The organism is Sulfitobacter sp. (genome assembly GCF_041552635.1).
GTDB lineage: Bacteria > Pseudomonadota > Alphaproteobacteria > Rhodobacterales > Rhodobacteraceae > Sulfitobacter.
On record NZ_JBFEKM010000031.1, the window covers coordinates 1 to 19,375 of the forward strand.

Genomic DNA, 19,375 nt, shown 5'->3' on the forward strand with positions numbered 1-19,375 from the left:
GATGAAGCGCCACAGGACTATACCACTCTGGAGAACGCAAAAGATCCCCACCAACTAAGGGATCAAACACACATCGAAAAGTCTACCAAGAAACCAAAGCGCACAACGCCTGTCCTTGAAGGAATAATACTACCAAGCATGTCGCAGGCATCTGACAAGGTTATCAAGTCGGCTGCCGCCAGCGCGAATACATTTGAGGTAGGCAATCAGCGACAGCAGATAGAGAAGGCCACAGGCCCGGCAGTCGCTGACACGCATCAGCGGGGCTATGAAACAAGCGCTGAACCTTTTCATAACGTGGGGAAACAGGTTCGCCGGGACACAAGCACTCTTGAGACGATACAAGTCTTAAATGCTGTTCGCCCTCACCAGACCGGACTTCCCAATCAGCAGCCTGTGCGGGCAGATTCTAATCCCGAAACACCCCTAGTCACGACATCAACCACCACCTCCAATCATGTCACCAAGGACCAAGTCGACAGGGTCATTCGTCCAAGACGGGATGCAGAAACGGCGCAGGCATCTATTCCCGAAAAACAAGCAACCACTATACCCGAAAAGCAAGCCGCCACTATACCCGAAAAGCAAGCCGCCACTACACCCGAAAAGCAAGCCGCCACTACACCCGAAAAGCAAGCTGACACCATTGGATCTCGACACATTGCGCGGTTGGATGAAGCGAAACTTTCAGCCATCGAGCGACCTGCGTTTCCGGAGAGTGCGGTAGGCAAGAATACATCAGCGTCCGGACCCGCTGCCGTGATCGCCGAAGGGCAGCCGCAGAAAGCCGGCCTGTCCAATGGTACTCGCCGACAAGAAACAGGTCAGGAAGCTTTCCTAGGAGAGAGACAAGTACCACGTCCCGTTCCAGAACAAGCCGTCGTTCGCACTACACAGCTGAATTCGTTTGTGCCTGCGCAGCAAGTTTCAGCAGCCACAAATGATCTTAGTATGTTGGTTCAGCAACCGCTCGCACAAAAACCGTCGGTGATTGAGAACTCACTTCAGTCAGAGTCAACCCCCCCCCTTGTGGCAGAGGAATCGAATCAGAAATCCACTGTTTCTTTGTCCGGGACACCGGCTGTTTCTCAGCCATCCAAAAATCAGACTTCTGGGCAGCAAGTACCACCATTCTCAGTCACGAAGGATACAATCGCGTCCCTCACTACAGCAGGTCAAGAGACCGACATCCTTCTTTCTGATGAACTAGGTTCCTTGCAGGGGATAGACCACGCAAGATCCACGCCCCACAGTACAGCCCTTCCAATAGGCAAGGTGGACATGCCACAGCACGTGCCAAGACAATTGGCCGAAATCGTTCAAACTAATAGCGGAAAAACCGTGGATGTAGCGCTAAGCCCAGAAGAACTGGGGCGCGTCAGGCTCTCTATCACCTCTGCGGATAATGGCGTTGTGGTCAGTATTCTTGCCGAGCGGCCAGAGACCTTAGAACTGCTCCGCCGTAACGTCGATCAGCTAGATCAAGAGCTTCGCCAACTAGGCTATCAGAACACCAGCTTTTCTTTCGGCAATGGAAATAGTGACCCCAACAATAATGAGCCTTCGGCCAACTTGGGCGCTCCCAAAACCGTAGATGAAGAAGGGCAAACGTCTCTCCAAGTACCGGAGAGCCAAGGACTTTCTACCGGCCCTCAGGCTGGGCTTGACCTGCGTATATAAAGGAAAAATAATGAGCATTACTGCAACCTCCGCGACTACCGCGGCATCATCTGCTTCTGAAACGCAGCCAAAATCAAAGAGCGTCATTTCTTCAGATTTCGAGACATTCCTAAAGATGCTGACGACACAGGCACGATATCAAGACCCTCTTGAGCCGATCGATTCATCTGATTATTCGGCCCAGTTGGCTCAGTTTTCGATGGTTGAACAACAGGTAAAGTCGAATGATTTGTTAACTGCCCTGACAGCCCAAATCGGGGGCGGAAATATCGGTCAGGTGGCCGGTTGGATCGGAATGGAGGCGCGGTCGGCGGCACCCGTACACTTCAACGGCACCCCCATTACGGTAGTCCCTAAAGTATCGGCATCAGCGGATTCCGCCCAACTCATCGTTTACAACGCCCAAGGAAAAGAAGTCCAACGCAGCCCGATTTCCCTTTCTGAAGGTCAAGTTCAATGGGCAGGCGTTTCAAGTAGCGGAACGCCATTCGAAAATGGCCTCTATACTTTCAGCGTCGAAAGTAGACTGAGTGGTGAAATCATTGGCACCACCCAAGCCGAAAGCTACTCTCGCATCGTCGAAGCGCGCATTGAAAATACCGGCTCCCGCCTGGTTCTGGCAGGCGGAAGCGAAATAACGGCGGATCAGATCAAAGCACTACGCGAGGCTGATTAGACGCCGTATCCTTCACGGCCAATCGAAACATAGGCCGTGAAGCCCGCGCGCTCGGCGTCCTTGGGATTATATATATTACGAAGGTCCGCCATGACTGGCGATGTCATGCGCTTGGCCATGCGATCCAGATCCAAAGCCCTGAATTCATTCCACTCTGTCAGAAGAACGACAGCATCCGCATCTTGCGCCGCCTCATAGGCATCCTCGAACCAAGATACCCCTGGAAGCAAGGCCTCCCCCTCACGCTTGCCCTGCGGATCAACGACACGGACTTTTGCACCGTTTCCAACCAAAGAGGGCACGATCGTCAAGCTTGGCGAATCGCGCATGTCATCCGTGTTCGGCTTGAAAGTTACACCCAAAACCGCGATCACTTTGCCGTTCACGGACCCGCCGCAAATATCGACAACTTTATCGACCATTCGGCGTTTGACCTCATCATTCACCTTGATGACTGTTTCGGTCAATTGCATCGGGCTTGAATGATCCTGCCCCATACGTGCCAATGCCTGCGTGTCTTTTGGAAAACAACTGCCGCCATACCCCGGTCCCGCATGCAGGAATTTCGATCCAATCCGACCGTCCAAGCCCATGCCTTTCGACACCATTTTGACGTCTGCGCCAACACGCTCACAAAGGGCGGCAATTTCATTGATGAATGTGATCTTGGTCGCCAAAAACGCATTTGCAGCGTATTTAATCATCTCGGCGCTTTCCAAGTCGGTAGACATTATTGGAAACTCGCGCAGGTAAAGTGGTCTGTAGATGTCATTCATCACTTCGGCAGCGCGCTCGCTTTCGACCCCCACCACAACACGGTCAGGACGCATGAAATCATCGATCGCAGCCCCTTCACGCAAGAACTCGGGGTTCGAGGCCACATCGAATTCCAGCGCCGGGTTTGCTGTTTCGATGACTCGCTTGACTTGCCGGTTCGTTCCAACTGGTACCGTCGACTTGGTCACGACCACAGCATACCCCGTCAAGGCAGAGGCGATTTCTTCTGCAGCGGCCATAACAAATGTCAGATCAGCGTGTCCATCACCACGGCGCGTCGGGGTCCCGACAGCAATAAAAACAGCGTCAGCGCCGTCAACGGCCTTGGCAAGATCCAGTGTAAATGAAAGCCGGCCCGCACCCACATTTTTCGCCATCAACTCTTCCAAGCCGGGTTCATAAATTGGAGCGATCCCCTTTTCCAGCTGGGCGATTTTTTTAGGGTCTTTATCGACACATATTACGTCATGACCAAAATCAGAGAAGCAAACGCCGGAAACCAATCCCACATAGCCGGTGCCAATCATCGCAATTTTCATAAACAGTGTTCCTAAATAAATTTCGCTTTTAAGTGCGTCAAACCCGTGCCCGTGTCAATTCCATCTAGCGGTCAGCAAGCGCAAAACCAAGATACGCCAATGGCATAACCGCACGACGCAGGGACCCGAATTCAAACGTCTTAAGCGGCTTCTGGATTGACTTTGGATAAGGGCAATCAACCATCTGCCCCAATGCAACCTTTGCAATGATCGCACCCGAGTAACTGCCCATCGCAACACCGTTCCCGTGATAGCACAGAGCGGCAAAAAGATTTTTGTGATCCGGGACACAGCCCGCAAATGGCATCTGATCGCGCGCAATACATACCATGCCCGACCACGCATACGGGGTTTCGACCCCCGACCACGCCGGGAACATCGCGTCAAAATCGCGTCTGACCCGAGTAATTGCGCGACCTTCGGCAGTTGGGCCGGTCATCAACCCGCCCCGCATGCCAAAAAGCATCCGCCGATCGGGCATGAGACGGAAATAATGCAATAAATTGCGCGTATCATAGACCATTTGATCACTGGTCCAGCCTGCTTCGCTCAGCTCTTTCGCGGTCAAAGGCCGGGTTACAATCACCGACGATTGCGCTGGCATATAGCGACCCGAAAGCCAGGTAGGCAGATCCTCTGATGAATAACCGTTCGTCGCGATGATAACTTTGGCAGCCCTCAGAACCCCGCCCGGCGTTCTGATTTCATAGCCGTCGCCCACTTGGGTAATCTGCTGTGCCGCCGTGTCATGATAGATCTTTACACCCGCCGTTTCAGCCGCCGCCGCCAAGCCGGTGATATATTTACGAGGGTTCAATCCGAACCCCGCAGGAATGGTCAGACCCCCGTGAAAAGGGCCCTTCAGGCCGTGCGCTTCAAGATCTCGTTTTTCGATAAGTGTTGCGTCCAGCCCATAGTTTTCCTTGATCTGCGCAACGCGAGTACGCAAATCGGCCATATCGCGTGGCCGATGGGCCAATTCTGTTTCGCCGTTTGAATGACGGTCAACGTCAATTCCAAAACGTTTGGTCAGGCTATCCACCAAATTTATGGCTGCCATTTCCGCAGCACGGTACACCAACCGGTCTTCTCGACCAAATTTACGGTCCAGCGCGGCGTCGCCTAACCGTCCGCCCCCAAGACAACAGAACCCGCCGTTGCGCCCTGAGGCCCCCCAGCCGACATATCGGTTTTCAAGTACGACGGCTTTTACGCCCGCCTCAGCAAGATGAAGCGCGGCAGAAATCCCCGTGAACCCACCGCCGATGATCGCAACATCGCAGGTTTCATTCTGTTCAAGTGCTCCACGAACCGGAATATCGCAGGTCTGGTCCCACCAACATTGCGCCCGCGGCGCATCGCTATAGGCAAATGCGTCGTAAATACGTTTCACGTGGCCCCGCGTTCCGCTGCCTGCATGTCCTGCTGTGCCTTGATCGCATTGCGTTTGGAAATAAGGGATGCACCGATCACGCCCACCGTAACGATCGCAATCATGATCGTTGAAAGTGCATTGATCTCGGGCGACACACCCAGACGCACCGCGCTCCAGATCTTGATGGGAAGAGTCGTCGCAGAGGGTCCGGTTGTGAAAGAGGCAATCACCAGATCGTCAAGCGACAAGGTGAAGGCCAACAGCCACCCCGATATCACAGCCGGCGCGATGATCGGCAAAGTCACCAAACGAAACGCATCAAAGGGTGAACAGCCCAGATCAAGCGCTGCTTCTTCCAATGAACGGTCAAAGGACACCAGACGTGACGATACCACGACCGACACATAGCACATCGAGAATGTCGTATGTGCCAAGACGATGGTTAACACGCCACGGTCCAGACCGACGCCGATAAACAGCAACAGCAAGGACAGGCCTGTGATCACTTCGGGCATGACAAGCGGCGCATAGATCATGCCTGAAAACAAGGTACGCCCCATAAAACGACCGCCCCGCACCAGCACATAGGCCGCCATCGTTCCTAAAACAGTTGCTAAAGTCGACGATGCCACGGCCACCTTCAAGGTAACCAAAGCCGCATCCAGAAACTCTTCGTTCTGCATCAGCTCGCCGTACCATTTGGTTGAAAACCCGGCCCAGACTGTGACCAGTTTCGAACTGTTAAAGCTGTAGATGACCAACAGGATCATCGGCAGGTACAAGAACGCGAACCCCAAGGTCAGCGACGTGACGGTGAACCAACTTGTGCGCTTCACGTTTCGGCCTCCGCTTGGCGCTGCTGGTTGCGCTGGAACAGGATGATGGGAATGATCAGGATCAGCAGCAAGATCACGGCCACAGCACTGGCCACAGGCCAATCACGGTTGTTAAAGAACTCTTCAAACAAGACTTTGCCGATCATCAACGTGCCAGATCCGCCCAACAGCGACGGGATAACGAATTCACCAAGTGCCGGAATGAACACCAGAAAACACCCCGCGATTATTCCGTTGCGCGACAACGGAACTGTCACCAGCCAAAACGCCTTGCTGCGCGAACAGCCCAAATCCTCGGCGGCTTCGATCAGTGATTCATCCAGACGGTCAAGGGCGGCGTAGATCGGCAAGATCATGAACGGCAAATAGGTATAAACGATCCCGATATAGACCGCTGTCGTCGTGTTCAAAATGGCTAGCGGTTCACCGATGATGCCCGTCCAAAGCAAGAACTGGTTCAACAGCCCTTCGTTGCTAAGAATCCCGACCCACGCATACACCCGGATCAGAAAGCTGGTCCAAAACGGCAAAATCACCAGCATCATCAGCGTCGGCCGCCATTCCTCGGGGGCGCGCGCCATGCCATAGGCCATCGGATAGCCCACCATCAGCGCCAGCACCGTAGAAATCAGCGCGATCTTCAGACTGCTCAGATAGGCCTTCCAATATAGATCATCGGTTGTCAGAAACACAAAATTCTCAAGGTCGAACCCTGCGAACATATTCGCAATGCCGTCTTTCATCGTTGGCGCATAGGGCGGTATCGAGAGCGCCAGATCGGAAAGCGAGATTTTGAACACGATAACGAACGGGATCAGAAACAGCGCCAAAAGCCACGCATAGGGCACCGCGATCAGGAAAAACCGGCGCATATTCATCGCTCTAACAACACGCCAGCGGTGTCGTTCCAAGAGACCCAAACCTTGTCTTCCCACGTGATACTGCGCCGCGAAAGACGTCGGGTGTTGGCGGTCTGCGCCTTGATAATCATACCACCCGCCAATTGGACATAATAGGTGCTAAGGTTCCCCAGATAGGCGATGTCCAGAACATTGCCCTGTACCGCGTTTTTCGCGGCGTCAGGTTTGTCCATCGTAATGGCGATTTTTTCGGGCCGGATCGCAAGATGGGCCGTTTGCCCGTCACTAAAGGGTATTTCCGACGTGGCAAGCAAAGGCGCTTCGTTCGCGGCCCAGTCAAGGTGGTACAGCCCGTCACCTGCGGCTTTGGCCTTGCCTTCGATGATATTCACATCGCCAATGAAATCAGCGACATAAACCGAATTCGGGGCTTCATAAATGCCGTCCGGTGTGGCGACCTGAATGATGCGCCCTTCGTCCATGACCGCCACACGGCTGGCAACGGTCATCGCTTCTTCCTGGTCGTGGGTCACGATCACAAAGGTGGTGCCGGTGCCCTCTTGAATGTCCATCAGCTCGAACTGCGTATCCTGCCGCAGCTTTTTATCCAGCGCGCCCAGCGGTTCATCCAACAGCAACAATTTCGGGGCCTTGGCCAAGGACCGCGCAAGGGCCACGCGCTGCCGCTGCCCCCCTGAAATCTGATGCGGCTTGCGCCGCGCGAATTTGGTCAGGCGGGTCAGCTTGAGCATTTCATCAACCCGCGCCGCAACCGCATCCTTGGCCATATCGCCGCGTTTGAGGCCGAAGGCGATGTTGTCCCAGACGCTTAGGTGCGGAAACAGTGCGTAGGACTGGAACATCATGTTCACCGCACGCTTGTTGGGCGGGATGCCCGCGATATTCTTGCCAGCAAGCTCCATCTTGCCCGAGGTCGGGTTTTCAAACCCCGCAAGCATCCGCATCATTGTCGTCTTGCCACAGCCAGATGGGCCGAGCAGCGCAAAGAATTCTTTTTCGTAGATGTTCAGCGTCAGATCATCAATCGCGGTAAAATCACCGAATTTCTTGGTGACATTCTCGAACCGGATCAGCGGCTTTTCATCAGGGTTTTCCCAAGGGGCAAATATTTTCTGGCTCACTTCGGGGCATTCCTTTGCACAGCCCATGAACGGGCGGGGGCAGAAAAAAGGGGCAAGACCGGATGGCCCTGCCCCTGATCAAATCAGCTTAGGTACCGGACTTAACCTTTGTCCACAGGCGCGTGACGACACGCTGCACCTTGGGCGCATAAGGCGATGTGGTATAAAGGTTCTCAAGGGTTGCCGCATCGGGATAGATCGCCGAATCACCAATCACATCTTCGACCAGGAACTCCTGGCTCGCCTTGTTGCCGTTGGCGTAATAAACATAGTTCGACGCCGCCGCCATGTTCTGCGCATCCATGATAAAGTTCAGGAACTTGTGCGCACCGTCCGGATTGGGCGCATCAACAGGGATCGCCATGTTGTCAAACCACATCAGCGCACCTTCTTTAGGCGCGTAAAATTCGATCTCGACACCATTGTCGGCTTCAGCAGCGCGGTCGCGTGCTTGCAAGATATCGCCGGACCACCCGAAGGCAACGCAGATTTCGCCGTTGGCCAGCGCGTTGATATATTCAGAGCTATGGTATTTCTGGATAAACGGCGCAATCGCGGTCAAAACAGGCTCTGCTTTTTCGATGGTTTCAACGTCCTGCGCGTCGGGATTTTCACCGATATACTTCAGCGCTGCGGGGATCATCTCGGCGGGAGCATCAAGAAATTGCACACCGCATTCGGCCAGCTTTTCCATATTCGCAGGGTCCAGCACCAAGGAAAGAGAATCAACCGGCGCATCTTCACCCAGCACTTCTTTGACCTTGTTGATGTTCACACCAAGACCGGTGGTGCCCCACATATAGTTGATCGCGTATTCGTTGCCGGGGTCATACTTCGCGACCCGCGTGTTGATCGTGTCCCACATGTTTGCAATGTTTGGCAGCTTGGATTTATCCAGCTTTTGAAACGCGCCTGCAGAAATCTGACGTTGCAAGAAGGTGCCCGATGGCACAACAACGTCATAGCCGGACCCGCCAGCAAGCATCTTGGTCTCAAGCACTTCGTTGCTGTCGAACACGTCGTAAATCAGGTCGATTCCGGTTTCATCCTCGAACTTTTGCAGCAAGGATTCGTCGATGTAATCGGACCAGTTATAAACACGCACTTCTTCGCCAAAGGCAGAAGTTGCGATAAGGGCAGTTGCGGCCACGCCGCTAAGAATGCCGTATTTCATATGATTGCTCCCGTTGGTTAGACCAGGTTGATCCCGGCCTTTCTTCAATTTGATCAAGTTTTGCGTCTTGCGACAAGTTGATTTATCGTTTCATGCAAGCGTATCCTTCGCAAGCTTCACCCGTTGACCATATTTTGAGCAGGCACATGATCCCAACTGACGTCAAAATTTCACCCGATCTGGCACAGGACATTGCATCCAAGATCCCAGCGCATCAACATGTTTATGCACACCTGCGCACCTTGATCCTGTTTGGCGATCTGGCACCGGGTCAAGCGGTCACGATACAGGGGCTGACCAGCTTGTTGAACGCAGGCATGACGCCGGTCCGCGAGGCATTGCGCCGCCTGATTGCCGAAGGCGCTTTAATCCATCAGGGAAACCGCCGAGTCTTTGTGCCAACCTTGACCGCCGCAGATACACAAGAGCTTGGTTTTATTCGTAAAACACTTGAGCCAGAGCTGGCCCGCCGCGCCACTTCCCGCATGACCCCCGAGGTGCTGGAGCAGCTGACAAGCATCGATGCCTTGCTTAACTCCGCCATCGCACGGGGGGATATTGGCGAATACCTGACCCAGAATTATCAATTCCATGAACAGATTTATCGCTGTGCCGACGCCCCGATCACCAGTGAAACCGTTGACCGGCTTTGGCTGCGTTTCGGGCCATCGCTGCGGGTCGTTTGCGGACGTTTTGGGACGTCAAACCTTCCCGACAAGCACGCCGACCTTTTGGCGGCCTTTGGCAATCGAGACGCGGTTGCTGCCGCCCACGCCATGGCGGAAGACGTCGCCCAAGGCATGCGGCAAATTCAGGCATCCCTTTAATTTCTGACACATCCGCTGCGATTCGATTGACTTGGCATAATTTGATCATATTGTCCGTTCAACGCTTTTTCTCATGCCCTGAGGTGCACAAATGTCCCATATCACCAACCACATGCCCACCGTTGAACTACAGGCGCTGGATGCCGCGCATCACATGCACCCGTTCACCACGAATGATGAACTTGCTGCCAAAGGTGCGCGTATCATCACACGGGCCAAGGGCATTTATCTGACCGACAGCGAAGGCAACGAAATCCTGGATGCGATGGCGGGACTTTGGTGCGTCAACATCGGTTATGGCCGTCAGGAAATGGCCGATGTCGCGTCGCGCCAGATGCTTGAACTGAACTACTACAACACGTTCTTTATGACCTCGCATGTGCCCGCGATCGCATTGGCCAAGGAAATCGCCAGCCTTGCACCGGGTGATCTGAACCACGTTTTCTTTGCCGGATCAGGGTCCGAGGCGAACGATACCAATATCCGCATGGTCCGCACCTATTGGGCGATGAAGGGCAAACCGGAAAAGTCGCATTTTATCAGCCGCAAGAACGCCTATCACGGATCGTCCATGGGGTCAGGTTCGCTGGGTGGGATGTCCTATATGCACGAACAGGGCGGCATGCCGATCCCCGGCATTCACCACATCAACCAGCCCGATTGGTGGGCCGAAGGCGGCGATCACACGCCCGAAGCATTCGGCCTTGCCCGCGCACAGGAGCTTGAGGCGAAAATTCTTGAGCTCGGCGCGGATAACGTCGCAGCCTTTATCGGTGAACCCATCCAAGGGGCTGGCGGTGTTATCGTGCCCCCCAGCACCTACTGGCCCGAAATCCAGCGCATTTGCGACAAATACAACGTGCTGATCATCGCAGACGAAGTCATCTGCGGGTTTGGGCGCACCGGCAACTGGTTCGGCTCGCAAACCATGGGGATCAAACCGCACATCATGACCATCGCCAAAGGCCTCAGCTCTGGCTATCAGCCGATCGGCGGGTCGATTGTCTGTGACGAGATTGCAGAGGTCATCAACTCGGGCGAGTTCAACCACGGTTACACCTATTCCGGTCACCCGGTTTGTTCTGCCGTCGCGTTGGAAAACCTGCGCATTCTGCAAGACGAGAAAATCTTGGATCATGTGAAAAATGTTGCGGGTCCGGCGCTCAAGGAAGGGCTGGACAAGCTGTCCGAACATCCGCTTGTGGGCGGCGTTAACATCTCTGGCCTGATGGCGTCCTTGCCGCTGTCCCCGCGCAAGGAAACGCGGTCAAAGTTCGCCAGCGATGCGGGCACGGTCGGCTACATGTGTCGCGAGCGGTGCTTTGCCAACAATCTGGTGATGCGCCATGTGGGCGACCGCATGATCATTTCCCCGCCACTGGTTATCACCCCCGAAGAAATCGACATCTTCATGACTCGTGCCAAGAAAGCGCTGGATGAAACCTATACCGCGCTCAAGGACGACGACCTGTTGAAGGCCGCCGAGGACCACATCCACGACGCCGATTCGCCTTTGGGTTAAACCGGTTTCAGGGGCGCGAGGATATCTTGCGCCCCTACACCAACTTCTGCCCAAGGCGTTCCAACATGCCAAGGCAGACCGCTAGCTGATCAAGGCTGACGAATTCATCGGGCTTATGCGCCTGCGCAATCGACCCCGGCCCGCAAACGACCACATCCATGCCGAACTGCTGAAACAGCCCTGCTTCGGTCCCGAACGGGACAACGCCCGCGCTGTTCGCCCCCAACAATCCCGACATCAGATCCCGAGCCGCATTTTGCGTCATCGGCTCAAGGCCCACAACTTCGCCCAATGTCTCGGTCGAGATATCAGCCTGTGGATAGACATCCCGCATTCGGGGCAGCAGATCCTTTTCGACAAACGCTTCCATCGTCTCTTTGACAAAGCGGAAATCGCTGGTTTGAACGGGGCGGAATTCCCAATCAACTTCGGCCTTTCCGACGATCACGTTATGCGCGTGACCACCCTGAACCCGTCCAATGTTGATGGTGGTATAGGGCGGCTCAAACCGGCTGTCCGCCGGCACACGCGCCCGCAAATCTTCGCGCAGCGCCATCAGCCGGCTGACATAGCGCACGGCATATTCCGCCGCATTCACCCCCAGATCAGGCGATGATCCATGGCCCTCAAGCCCTTCAAACCGCGTGGTATATTCACAGCAGCCCTTGTGGCCTTCGATCACGCGCATTTCGGTCGGTTCGCCGATGATCGCGATATCGGGCTTGATGCCAAGGCGTGCCAGTTCCGGGATCAACGCCTGTGCGCCAAGGCATCCAGTTTCCTCGTCATAGGTGAACGCGAAATGAACGGGGCGCTTCAGTGGCAGCGCGGCATAGCGTTCGGCCATCACAACGCTGGCCGCGATAAACCCCTTCATGTCGCAGGTGCCACGCCCGTAAAGCAGCCCGTCGGCCTCCCGCATCTGGAACGGATCGCTTGACCAATCCTGATCGGTCACGGGCACAACATCGGAATGCCCGGACAACAACACGCCGCCCGGCACGTCCGGCCCCAACGACCCGAACAGGGTCGCCTTGCTGCCGGTTTCGTCGCCAAAAATATGGGTGCGCGCGCCCAGCGATTGCAGCCTGCCCGACAGGTCGATGATCAACTCAAGATTGCTGTCGGTTGAGACGGTCGGGTAGGCGATCAGCCGATCCAGCAGATCAACAGTGGCTTGCAGCGTCATTTAACGAACATCTGCCGTGGTCGGTTGCAAAAGGTTTCGGCGGCACCATCTTCGCGGATGCGGATGCTTTCGGTAATCTCGATCCCCCAATCCTTCATCCATAGGCCGGGCATGAAATGGAAGGTCATGTTCGGCTCAAGCACGGTTTCATCCTCGGACCGCAAGGATATCGTGCGTTCGCCCCAGTCTGGCGGATAGCTGATCCCAATGGGATAGCCGCAGCGTGCACCGCGTTCGATCCCCGCCTTTTCAAGCGGGGCCGCCAGCGCGTTTGCAACGTCGCATGCACGGTTGCCAGCGCGGGCCTTGTCCAAACCTGCCTCTAGCCCTTCGACCAACGCCGCCTCGGCGCGTTTCAGGAAATCGGGCGGCGTGCCAAGGAACAATGTCCGGCAAAAAGGCGCGTGATAGCGGCGGTAGCAGCCTGAGATTTCAAAGAATGTCGCTTCGCCAGTTGCGAAAGGCCTGCCATCCCACGTCAGATGCGGCGCGGCGGCATCCGACCCTGATGGTAGTAAAGGAACTATCGCCGGATAATCCCCCCATGCCCCGTCAACGCCACGGATGGCATCGCGGTAAATCTCGGCGACGATTTCATTCTTTGGCACGCCGGGTTCGACCCTCTCCAACAGGCCATCCACGATCTTTTCCGAAATCAGCGCCGCCTTGCGCATAAAGGCCAGTTCGGGTTCGGATTTAACTGTCCGTTTCCAGTTGACCAAAGCTGTGGCATCCACCACCTGCGCCTTGGGAAGGCTTTCGCACAGGGACGCGTGCGCCTTGGCGGAATAATAGTAGTTGTCCATCTCGACACCGATGCGCCCCGCCTCGATACCTGCACCCGCAAGATGCTTGGCAAGATCCTGCATCGGGTGGCGTTCCGTCGATTGCACGAACCCGTCGGCATAACCGCGTACGCTGTCGGCCCCCATCCAGACGGTGCGAAGCGCGCCATTGGTGTCTTGATTGCGCCCCCACCAGATCGGATCGGCGTCAGGCAAAATAATTACGCCTTGGTGCACATAAAATGACCATCCGTCGTACCCTGTCAGCCAAGCTTGGTTGCTGGGATCGGATACAAAAAGCGCATCAAGCCCGCGTTTGGACATTTCATCGCGCACCAGTTTCAGCCGACGATCATATTCTAAAGGGGAAAACGGCAGGTCAATTGCAGGCATATACAGAATCCTTCCAAGGTTCCCTGAGTCTTAGCTTGGTGCAAAGCGGCCAGTCCAGCAATCTTTGCAAACCGCGTCAGGCTGCTTAAATTGCAGTCAAAAACACTAAAAGCTGCCGAATAACCAGATTTCTTCCTGCAATTGGCCCCTTCGCCCAGAAACTTAAGTTAATTGGTTGCAAACTGTGAGGCAGCCCGCTTTAACTTTCGGTCAACAAGTGCTCAAGCACAGAAATAAAAATGGGGAGCCAGCTTTTGGCAGATACGTCAGCAACAAATGCGTTTGTCGAATTTGAACGCGTACAAAAAAGCTATGACGGCGAAAATCTTGTCGTCAAAGACCTGAACCTGTCGATGCCTAAGGGCGAATTTCTGACAATGCTTGGACCATCGGGGTCCGGCAAGACGACCTGCCTGATGATGCTGGCCGGCTTCGAGACAGCCACCCATGGCGATATCCGTCTGGATGGCAAATCGATCAACAACATCCCGCCGCACAAGCGCGGCATTGGCATGGTGTTCCAGAACTACGCCCTTTTTCCGCATATGACCGTTGCCGAAAATCTGGCGTTTCCGCTTGAGGTTCGCAAGATCGGCAAGTCCGAGCGTGAAAAGCAGGTCAAGATCGCGCTGGACCGCGTTCAGATGGGCACGTTTGGCGGTCGCCGTCCCGCACAGCTTTCTGGTGGTCAGCAGCAGCGTGTGGCCTTGGCCCGCGCCTTGGTTTTTGAACCCGAACTGGTTTTGATGGACGAACCGTTGGGTGCCTTGGATAAACAACTGCGCGAAACTTTGCAGTTTGAAATCACCCATCTTGCGCACGAACTGGGTATTACAGTGGTTTACGTGACCCATGACCAGACCGAAGCGTTAACAATGTCGGACCGGGTTGCCGTGTTCGAAAACGGCCGCATTCAGCAACTGGCCCCGCCGGACCTGCTGTATGAAGAGCCCGAAAACAGCTTTGTTGCGCAGTTCATCGGCGAAAACAACACGCTGGAAGGCGTCGTAAAAGAGATAAAAGGCGGCACCTGCATGGTGCAGCTTGACGGTGGCGGCCTGATCGAAGCCAAGCCGATCAACGTCACACAAGCAGGCGAACGCACCCGCGTATCGATCCGCCCCGAACGTGTCGAATTCAACAAGGACCGGATGCCCGAAGGCGCGCATACGCTGAAGGCCGAAGTTCTGGAATTCGTCTATATGGGCGACATCTTCCGCACACGCTTGCGGGTCGCGGGCACCGATAACTTTATCATCAAAACACGCAACGCACCGGATCAGGTACGCCTGACGCCGGGACAGCAGATCGAAATCGGCTGGCTTGCAGAAGATTGCCGCGCGCTTGATGCATAGCGCGTAATGGCAAAGGGCCGCCCCAACGCTGGGCGGCGTATCAAGAAGGATGCGCCTAATCCCGTTATCGCATCCTCAAGTACCAAACGGGCAATATTTGGGAGACTACCGAATGAAATTTACGACAACGCTACTCGCGTCCTCTGCGCTGACCGTTGCGTCCGGCATGGCCTTTGCCGATGCGCACATGGCGAACGAAATGACAATCATCAGCTGGGGTGGCGCATATTCCAACTCGCAGCAAAAGGCCTATAACGAGCCCTATGCTGAAATGACCGGCGTGAAGATCATCAATGACGAATCTTCTGCCGAAGCTGTTTCGAAGCTGCGCGCAATGAACGAAGCGAACAACATCACTTGGGATGTCGTCGATGTAACTGCCGCCGATTCCATTCGCCTGTGCGACGAAGGCCTTGCGATGGAAATCGACTTTGACGAGCAGCTTGCTGCCGCGCCGGACGGCACGTCCGCATCGGACGATTTCGGTGACACGCTGATCAACGATTGTGCGATCCCGCAGATCGTCTTCTCGACAACCTTCGGCTACCGCACCGATCTGGTCGGCGACACACCTCCGACATCGGTTTGTGACGTATTCGACACGACAGCCTATCCAGGCAAGCGTGCGCTTGAAAAGCGTCCGATTGGCAACATGGAATGGGCATTGCTCTGTGACGGCGTTGCCAAAGACGAGATCTACGACGTTCTGGCAACCCCTGAAGGTCAGCAAAAAGCGCTCGACAAGCTGGAAACCATCAAGGACGACGTAATCTGGTGGAACGCCGGTGCCGATACGCCCCAGCTTCTTGCCGATGGCGAAGTCGTCATGGGGTCGACCTACAACGGTCGTCTGTTCAGCGTGATCGTAGAGCAGGAACAGCCTGTTGCGATGCTTTGGGACGGTCAGATGTTTGACCTTGACGTGTGGATCATTCCCGCAGGTCTGCCGGACGATCGCAAGGCGCGTGCACTTGACTATGTAAAATTCGCAACAGACACACAGCGTCTGGCGGACCAGGCCAAGTACATCTCCTACGGTCCTGCACGTGCATCCTCTGCACCGTTGGTCGGCAAGCACGCCGAACTGGGCATCGAAATGGCACCACACATGCCAACCGATCCCGCCAACTCGAAGAACACGTTCTTCTTCAACTACACGTTCTGGGCTGACTACCGCGACGATGTCGACGCGAAGTTCCAGGCATGGTTGGCGCAATAAGCGCTTGAACCTATCAGAAGGGGCCATCTTGGCCCCTTCCACACCAATTCGTTTTTCCCTTTTCCGATTTTCACACCGATCCAACCCCGTGGGGCCGATATGAGCGATGTAAACAATGCGACCACAGCACCAGTCTCGGCCCTAGAGGCAGAGCGCGCCGACAGAGAAAATTCAGGCCCCATGCTGGCGGCCGATGGCACACCGCTGAAAAGAAGCCTGAACCGCGCCTTACGCCGCCAAAAATTCCGTGCATTGCTTTTGATCGCCCCGCTGCTGATCTTTGTATTGGTCACATTCATCGCCCCCATCGTCGACATGCTGTTTCGGTCCGTCGAAAATGAAATCGTGCAAGATACGCTGCCCCGCACGACCGCCGCCCTGAAAGAGTGGGATGGACAGCCCGGCACGACCCCCGAAGCCCCTGTTTACAAAGCTCTTTATCACGATATTGCGATCGCCCAAGAACGCAAGTTGCATACGCGCCTGGGGTCACGCCTGAACTATGAACTTACCGGTGCATCGTCCATGTTCCGTAAATCCGGTCGTGGCGTCGATGATATCGGCGAAGTCTATCAGGACCAGTTCGAAGATCTGAACGCGTTCTGGAAGAAAGGCGAAAACTGGAACGAAGTCTTTGGCTCCGATGCTTGGCTGGCGCAGATCAAAGACTGGAAGAAAGCCTCTGGCACAGCGCAACCCGCGTTTGAAATGCGCGACGGTATCGCCGGGATTTTCCCCGAGACCGCCACCTACTATACGATTTTTGCCGATTTCGTCCAAAATGTCGACGAAGACAATCTGTACAAAGAAGACCCTTGGCCCCTGATCTATTCGTCCTTTTATGATGATCTGACCGGCGACACCGCAGCCGCAATCGCCAGCTATTCGGGCCCCGGCGCAACCGAGATCGCCGAAGCCGCAGCCGCCGCGGCAAGCTTTGAAACCGTTGATTACAAGGCCGCATTCACAAAGATCGACAAGGACTGGGGCGTAAGCCCGATCTGGGAAACCATCCGCGCCTACAGCCCCAAGTTTACCAACGGATATTTTCTGAACTCCATCGATATGCAGAAATCAGCCGATGGCCCGGAATTCCGCCCGGAAAATCAACGGATCTACGGCACACTCTTCCTGCGCACCCTGTTCATGTCGGTCGTCATCACGATCAGCTGTATCATCTTGGGGTACCCGGTCGGCTGGATCTTGGCCAATCTGCCTGCGCGCACCGCCAACCTGCTGATGATCCTTGTTCTCTTGCCGTTCTGGACATCGTTGCTGGTGCGGACATCCGCATGGAAAGTGATGTTGCAACAACAAGGTGTCGTCAATGATACGCTGGTCTGGCTTGGCGTTGTCGCCGACGACAGCCGACTGGCCTTGATCAACAACCAAACCGGCACGATCATCGCCATGACGCATATCTTGCTGCCCTTTATGATCTTGCCACTGTATTCCGTGATGAAAACCGTGCCGCCCAGCTATCTGCGCGCCGCGAAATCACTGGGTGCGACCAACTGGACAGCATTCTGGCGGGTCTACTTCCCGCAATCTGTGCCCGGTATTGGTGCGGGGTCCATCCTCGTGTTCATCCTTTCGATTGGCTACTACATCACCCCCGAGATCGTCGGCGGGACAACCGGTACCTTCATCTCGAACCGCATCGCCTACCATATCTCAAGCTCTCTGAACTGGGGACTTGCAGCGGCACTCGGGGCAATTCTGCTCGCCGTCGTGTTGGGGCTCTACTATGCCTATGACAAAATTGTCGGCATCGATAACGTGAAACTGGGGGGCTAAAGCAATGGTCGCACTCACACCAATCTCTCGCAAACCCGTTTCCTTTTATGTACCCGTCGTGGCGGCTGCTGGCGCTGTCGCAGGGCTTTTCGTTGGGACAGCAAACGGCAGTGGCCTGCTTGGCATCGTCGTTGGTGCCGTTCTCATGGCCGCTTTGGCCTTTGTGCTGACGCAAGTCGTCAAGAACGAACAGATCAGCCGCTGGGGCACGATCGTCGCCCTTGGCATCGTCGGGTACTTCATGGGCGGCATCCCCGCCCTGCTGATTGGTGCCGCATTCGGATGGTTCTTCAGCTGGTTCAGCTTTTGGCTCTTCGAGGGGCGCTACCGTGCCAAAGTCGCCCCCTATCTCACGCCGGGTCAAGTCCTGTGGCACTTTACCTTCCGGGTCATCTGCGGTGCGATCTTTGTCTTCTTGATCACACCGATCCTCGTTGTCATGCCCCTCAGCTTCAACGCCGAGAACTTCTTCACCTTCACTCCGGAAATGCTGCGGTTTGACCCAGCTGGCTATTCGTTGAAGCACTACAAAGACTTCTTCAACAGCGCCGCTTGGCAAGATGCCGTGTGGAACTCTCTCAAGATCGCACCGGCTGCGACTTTGCTCTCAGTCAGCTTCGGGACATTGGCGGCCATCGGCCTCAGCCAACCGCACGTTCCGTTCCGCCGCGCAATCATGGCAATCTTGATCTCTCCGATGATTGTGCCGTTGATCATCTCGGCTGCTGGCATGTACTTCTTCTACAGCCGCGTTGGCCTGCAAGGCACGACCTTGGGTGTCGTTCTGGCCCACGCCGCACTTGGCATTCCCTTCGTGATCATTACCGTGACCGCAACCTTGGTGGGCTTTGACCGCTCGCTGACCCGTGCGGCAGCGAACATGGGCGCAAACCCGGTCACGACCTTCTTCCGGGTGCAAATGCCACTGATCCTTCCGGGCGTCATTTCTGGCGGTCTCTTCGCTTTCATCACCTCATTCGACGAAGTTGTCGTGGTTCTCTTTGTCGGCTCTGCCGGTCAGAAAACCCTGCCTTGGCAGATGTTCACGGGCCTGCGCGAACAGATCAGCCCGACCATTCTGGCGGTCGCCACAATCCTTGTGGGCATCTCGATCTGTTTGCTTACGGTGGTTGAATTGCTGCGCCGCAGGTCAGAACGCCTGCGCGGCATGTCACCGGGCTAACCGACCTTTCCAAATGGATCTAAATCCTCGCCAAAGGCACGTCCAA

Annotated in this window: 16 protein-coding genes; 8 read left to right on the forward strand and 8 right to left on the reverse strand. The window is 55.3% G+C overall.

Annotated elements, in window-relative coordinates; translation table 11 throughout:
• Together ABYT07_RS05480 and ABYT07_RS05485 are read left to right on the forward strand one after the other, a co-directional pair.
• Positions 1-1,680, forward strand: a 1,680-nt coding sequence (locus ABYT07_RS05480) for a flagellar hook-length control protein FliK (RefSeq protein ID WP_372990001.1), incomplete at its 5' end; no start/stop codon positions are given.
• A 10-nt stretch (positions 1,681-1,690) separates the two neighbouring features.
• Complete coding sequence (locus tag ABYT07_RS05485) at positions 1,691-2,356, forward strand: flagellar hook capping FlgD N-terminal domain-containing protein (RefSeq protein WP_372990002.1); 666 nt, start codon at positions 1,691-1,693, stop codon at positions 2,354-2,356.
• Here the strand turns inward: ABYT07_RS05485 and ABYT07_RS05490 are convergent.
• From ABYT07_RS05490 to ABYT07_RS05515, 6 genes are all read right to left on the reverse strand, one after another.
• Positions 2,353-3,672: a UDP-glucose/GDP-mannose dehydrogenase family protein gene (locus ABYT07_RS05490; protein ID WP_372990003.1), complete on the reverse strand. Its 1,320-nt coding sequence runs from the start codon at positions 3,670-3,672 to the stop codon at positions 2,353-2,355. The genes ABYT07_RS05485 and ABYT07_RS05490 overlap by 4 nt on opposite strands.
• A 64-nt stretch (positions 3,673-3,736) precedes the next feature.
• Positions 3,737-5,065, reverse strand: coding sequence for an NAD(P)/FAD-dependent oxidoreductase (locus ABYT07_RS05495; protein WP_372990004.1), 1,329 nt, complete (start codon positions 5,063-5,065; stop codon positions 3,737-3,739).
• Positions 5,062-5,883, reverse strand: coding sequence for an ABC transporter permease (locus ABYT07_RS05500; RefSeq protein WP_372990006.1), 822 nt, complete (start codon positions 5,881-5,883; stop codon positions 5,062-5,064). Before ABYT07_RS05500 ends, ABYT07_RS05495 begins: the two co-directional genes overlap by 4 nt.
• Complete coding sequence (locus ABYT07_RS05505; protein WP_372990007.1) at positions 5,880-6,755, reverse strand: ABC transporter permease subunit; 876 nt, start codon at positions 6,753-6,755, stop codon at positions 5,880-5,882. Before ABYT07_RS05505 ends, ABYT07_RS05500 begins: the two co-directional genes overlap by 4 nt.
• A 2-nt stretch (positions 6,756-6,757) precedes the next feature.
• Entirely contained in the window at positions 6,758-7,885 is a 1,128-nt protein-coding gene (locus tag ABYT07_RS05510) for an ABC transporter ATP-binding protein (RefSeq protein ID WP_372990008.1), read from the reverse strand.
• A gap of 88 nt (positions 7,886-7,973) precedes the next feature.
• Entirely contained in the window at positions 7,974-9,059 is a 1,086-nt protein-coding gene (locus tag ABYT07_RS05515; protein WP_372990009.1) for a polyamine ABC transporter substrate-binding protein, read from the reverse strand.
• A gap of 146 nt (positions 9,060-9,205) precedes the next feature.
• On the opposite strand from ABYT07_RS05515, the gene ABYT07_RS05520 reads away from it, so the two are divergent.
• Both ABYT07_RS05520 and ABYT07_RS05525 read left to right on the forward strand, forming a co-directional pair.
• Positions 9,206-9,886, forward strand: coding sequence for a GntR family transcriptional regulator (locus tag ABYT07_RS05520; RefSeq protein WP_372990010.1), 681 nt, complete (start codon positions 9,206-9,208; stop codon positions 9,884-9,886).
• A gap of 91 nt (positions 9,887-9,977) precedes the next feature.
• Positions 9,978-11,408: an aspartate aminotransferase family protein gene (locus ABYT07_RS05525; RefSeq protein WP_372990011.1), complete on the forward strand. Its 1,431-nt coding sequence runs from the start codon at positions 9,978-9,980 to the stop codon at positions 11,406-11,408.
• A gap of 34 nt (positions 11,409-11,442) precedes the next feature.
• Here ABYT07_RS05525 and argE read toward each other — a convergent pair whose 3' ends face one another.
• Together argE and ABYT07_RS05535 are read right to left on the reverse strand one after the other, a co-directional pair.
• Positions 11,443-12,597, reverse strand: a complete 1,155-nt coding sequence (argE, locus tag ABYT07_RS05530) for an acetylornithine deacetylase (protein ID WP_372990012.1) — start codon at positions 12,595-12,597, stop codon at positions 11,443-11,445.
• On the reverse strand, positions 12,594-13,775 hold the full coding sequence (locus ABYT07_RS05535) for a M24 family metallopeptidase (protein ID WP_372990013.1): 1,182 nt from the start codon (positions 13,773-13,775) through the stop codon (positions 12,594-12,596). Before ABYT07_RS05535 ends, argE begins: the two co-directional genes overlap by 4 nt.
• Positions 13,776-14,029: 254 nt before the next feature.
• Here ABYT07_RS05535 and ABYT07_RS05540 point away from each other — a divergent pair, with 254 nt between their 5' ends.
• The 4 genes from ABYT07_RS05540 (at position 14,030) to ABYT07_RS05555 (ending at position 19,329) form a co-directional block, all read left to right on the forward strand.
• Positions 14,030-15,130, forward strand: coding sequence for an ABC transporter ATP-binding protein (locus ABYT07_RS05540; RefSeq protein ID WP_372990015.1), 1,101 nt, complete (start codon positions 14,030-14,032; stop codon positions 15,128-15,130).
• A 112-nt stretch (positions 15,131-15,242) separates the two neighbouring features.
• Positions 15,243-16,349 (forward strand): extracellular solute-binding protein, encoded by a 1,107-nt coding sequence (locus ABYT07_RS05545; RefSeq protein WP_372990016.1) that lies wholly within the window; start codon positions 15,243-15,245, stop codon positions 16,347-16,349.
• Positions 16,350-16,448: 99 nt separating this feature from the next.
• Positions 16,449-18,146 carry an ABC transporter permease gene (locus ABYT07_RS05550; RefSeq protein WP_372990018.1) on the forward strand — a complete coding sequence of 566 codons (1,698 nt, stop codon included), beginning with the start codon at positions 16,449-16,451 and terminating at the stop codon, positions 18,144-18,146.
• Between the two features lie 4 nt (positions 18,147-18,150).
• Positions 18,151-19,329: an ABC transporter permease gene (locus tag ABYT07_RS05555; protein ID WP_372990020.1), complete on the forward strand. Its 1,179-nt coding sequence runs from the start codon at positions 18,151-18,153 to the stop codon at positions 19,327-19,329.
• The last annotated feature ends 46 nt before the right edge of the window (positions 19,330-19,375 follow it).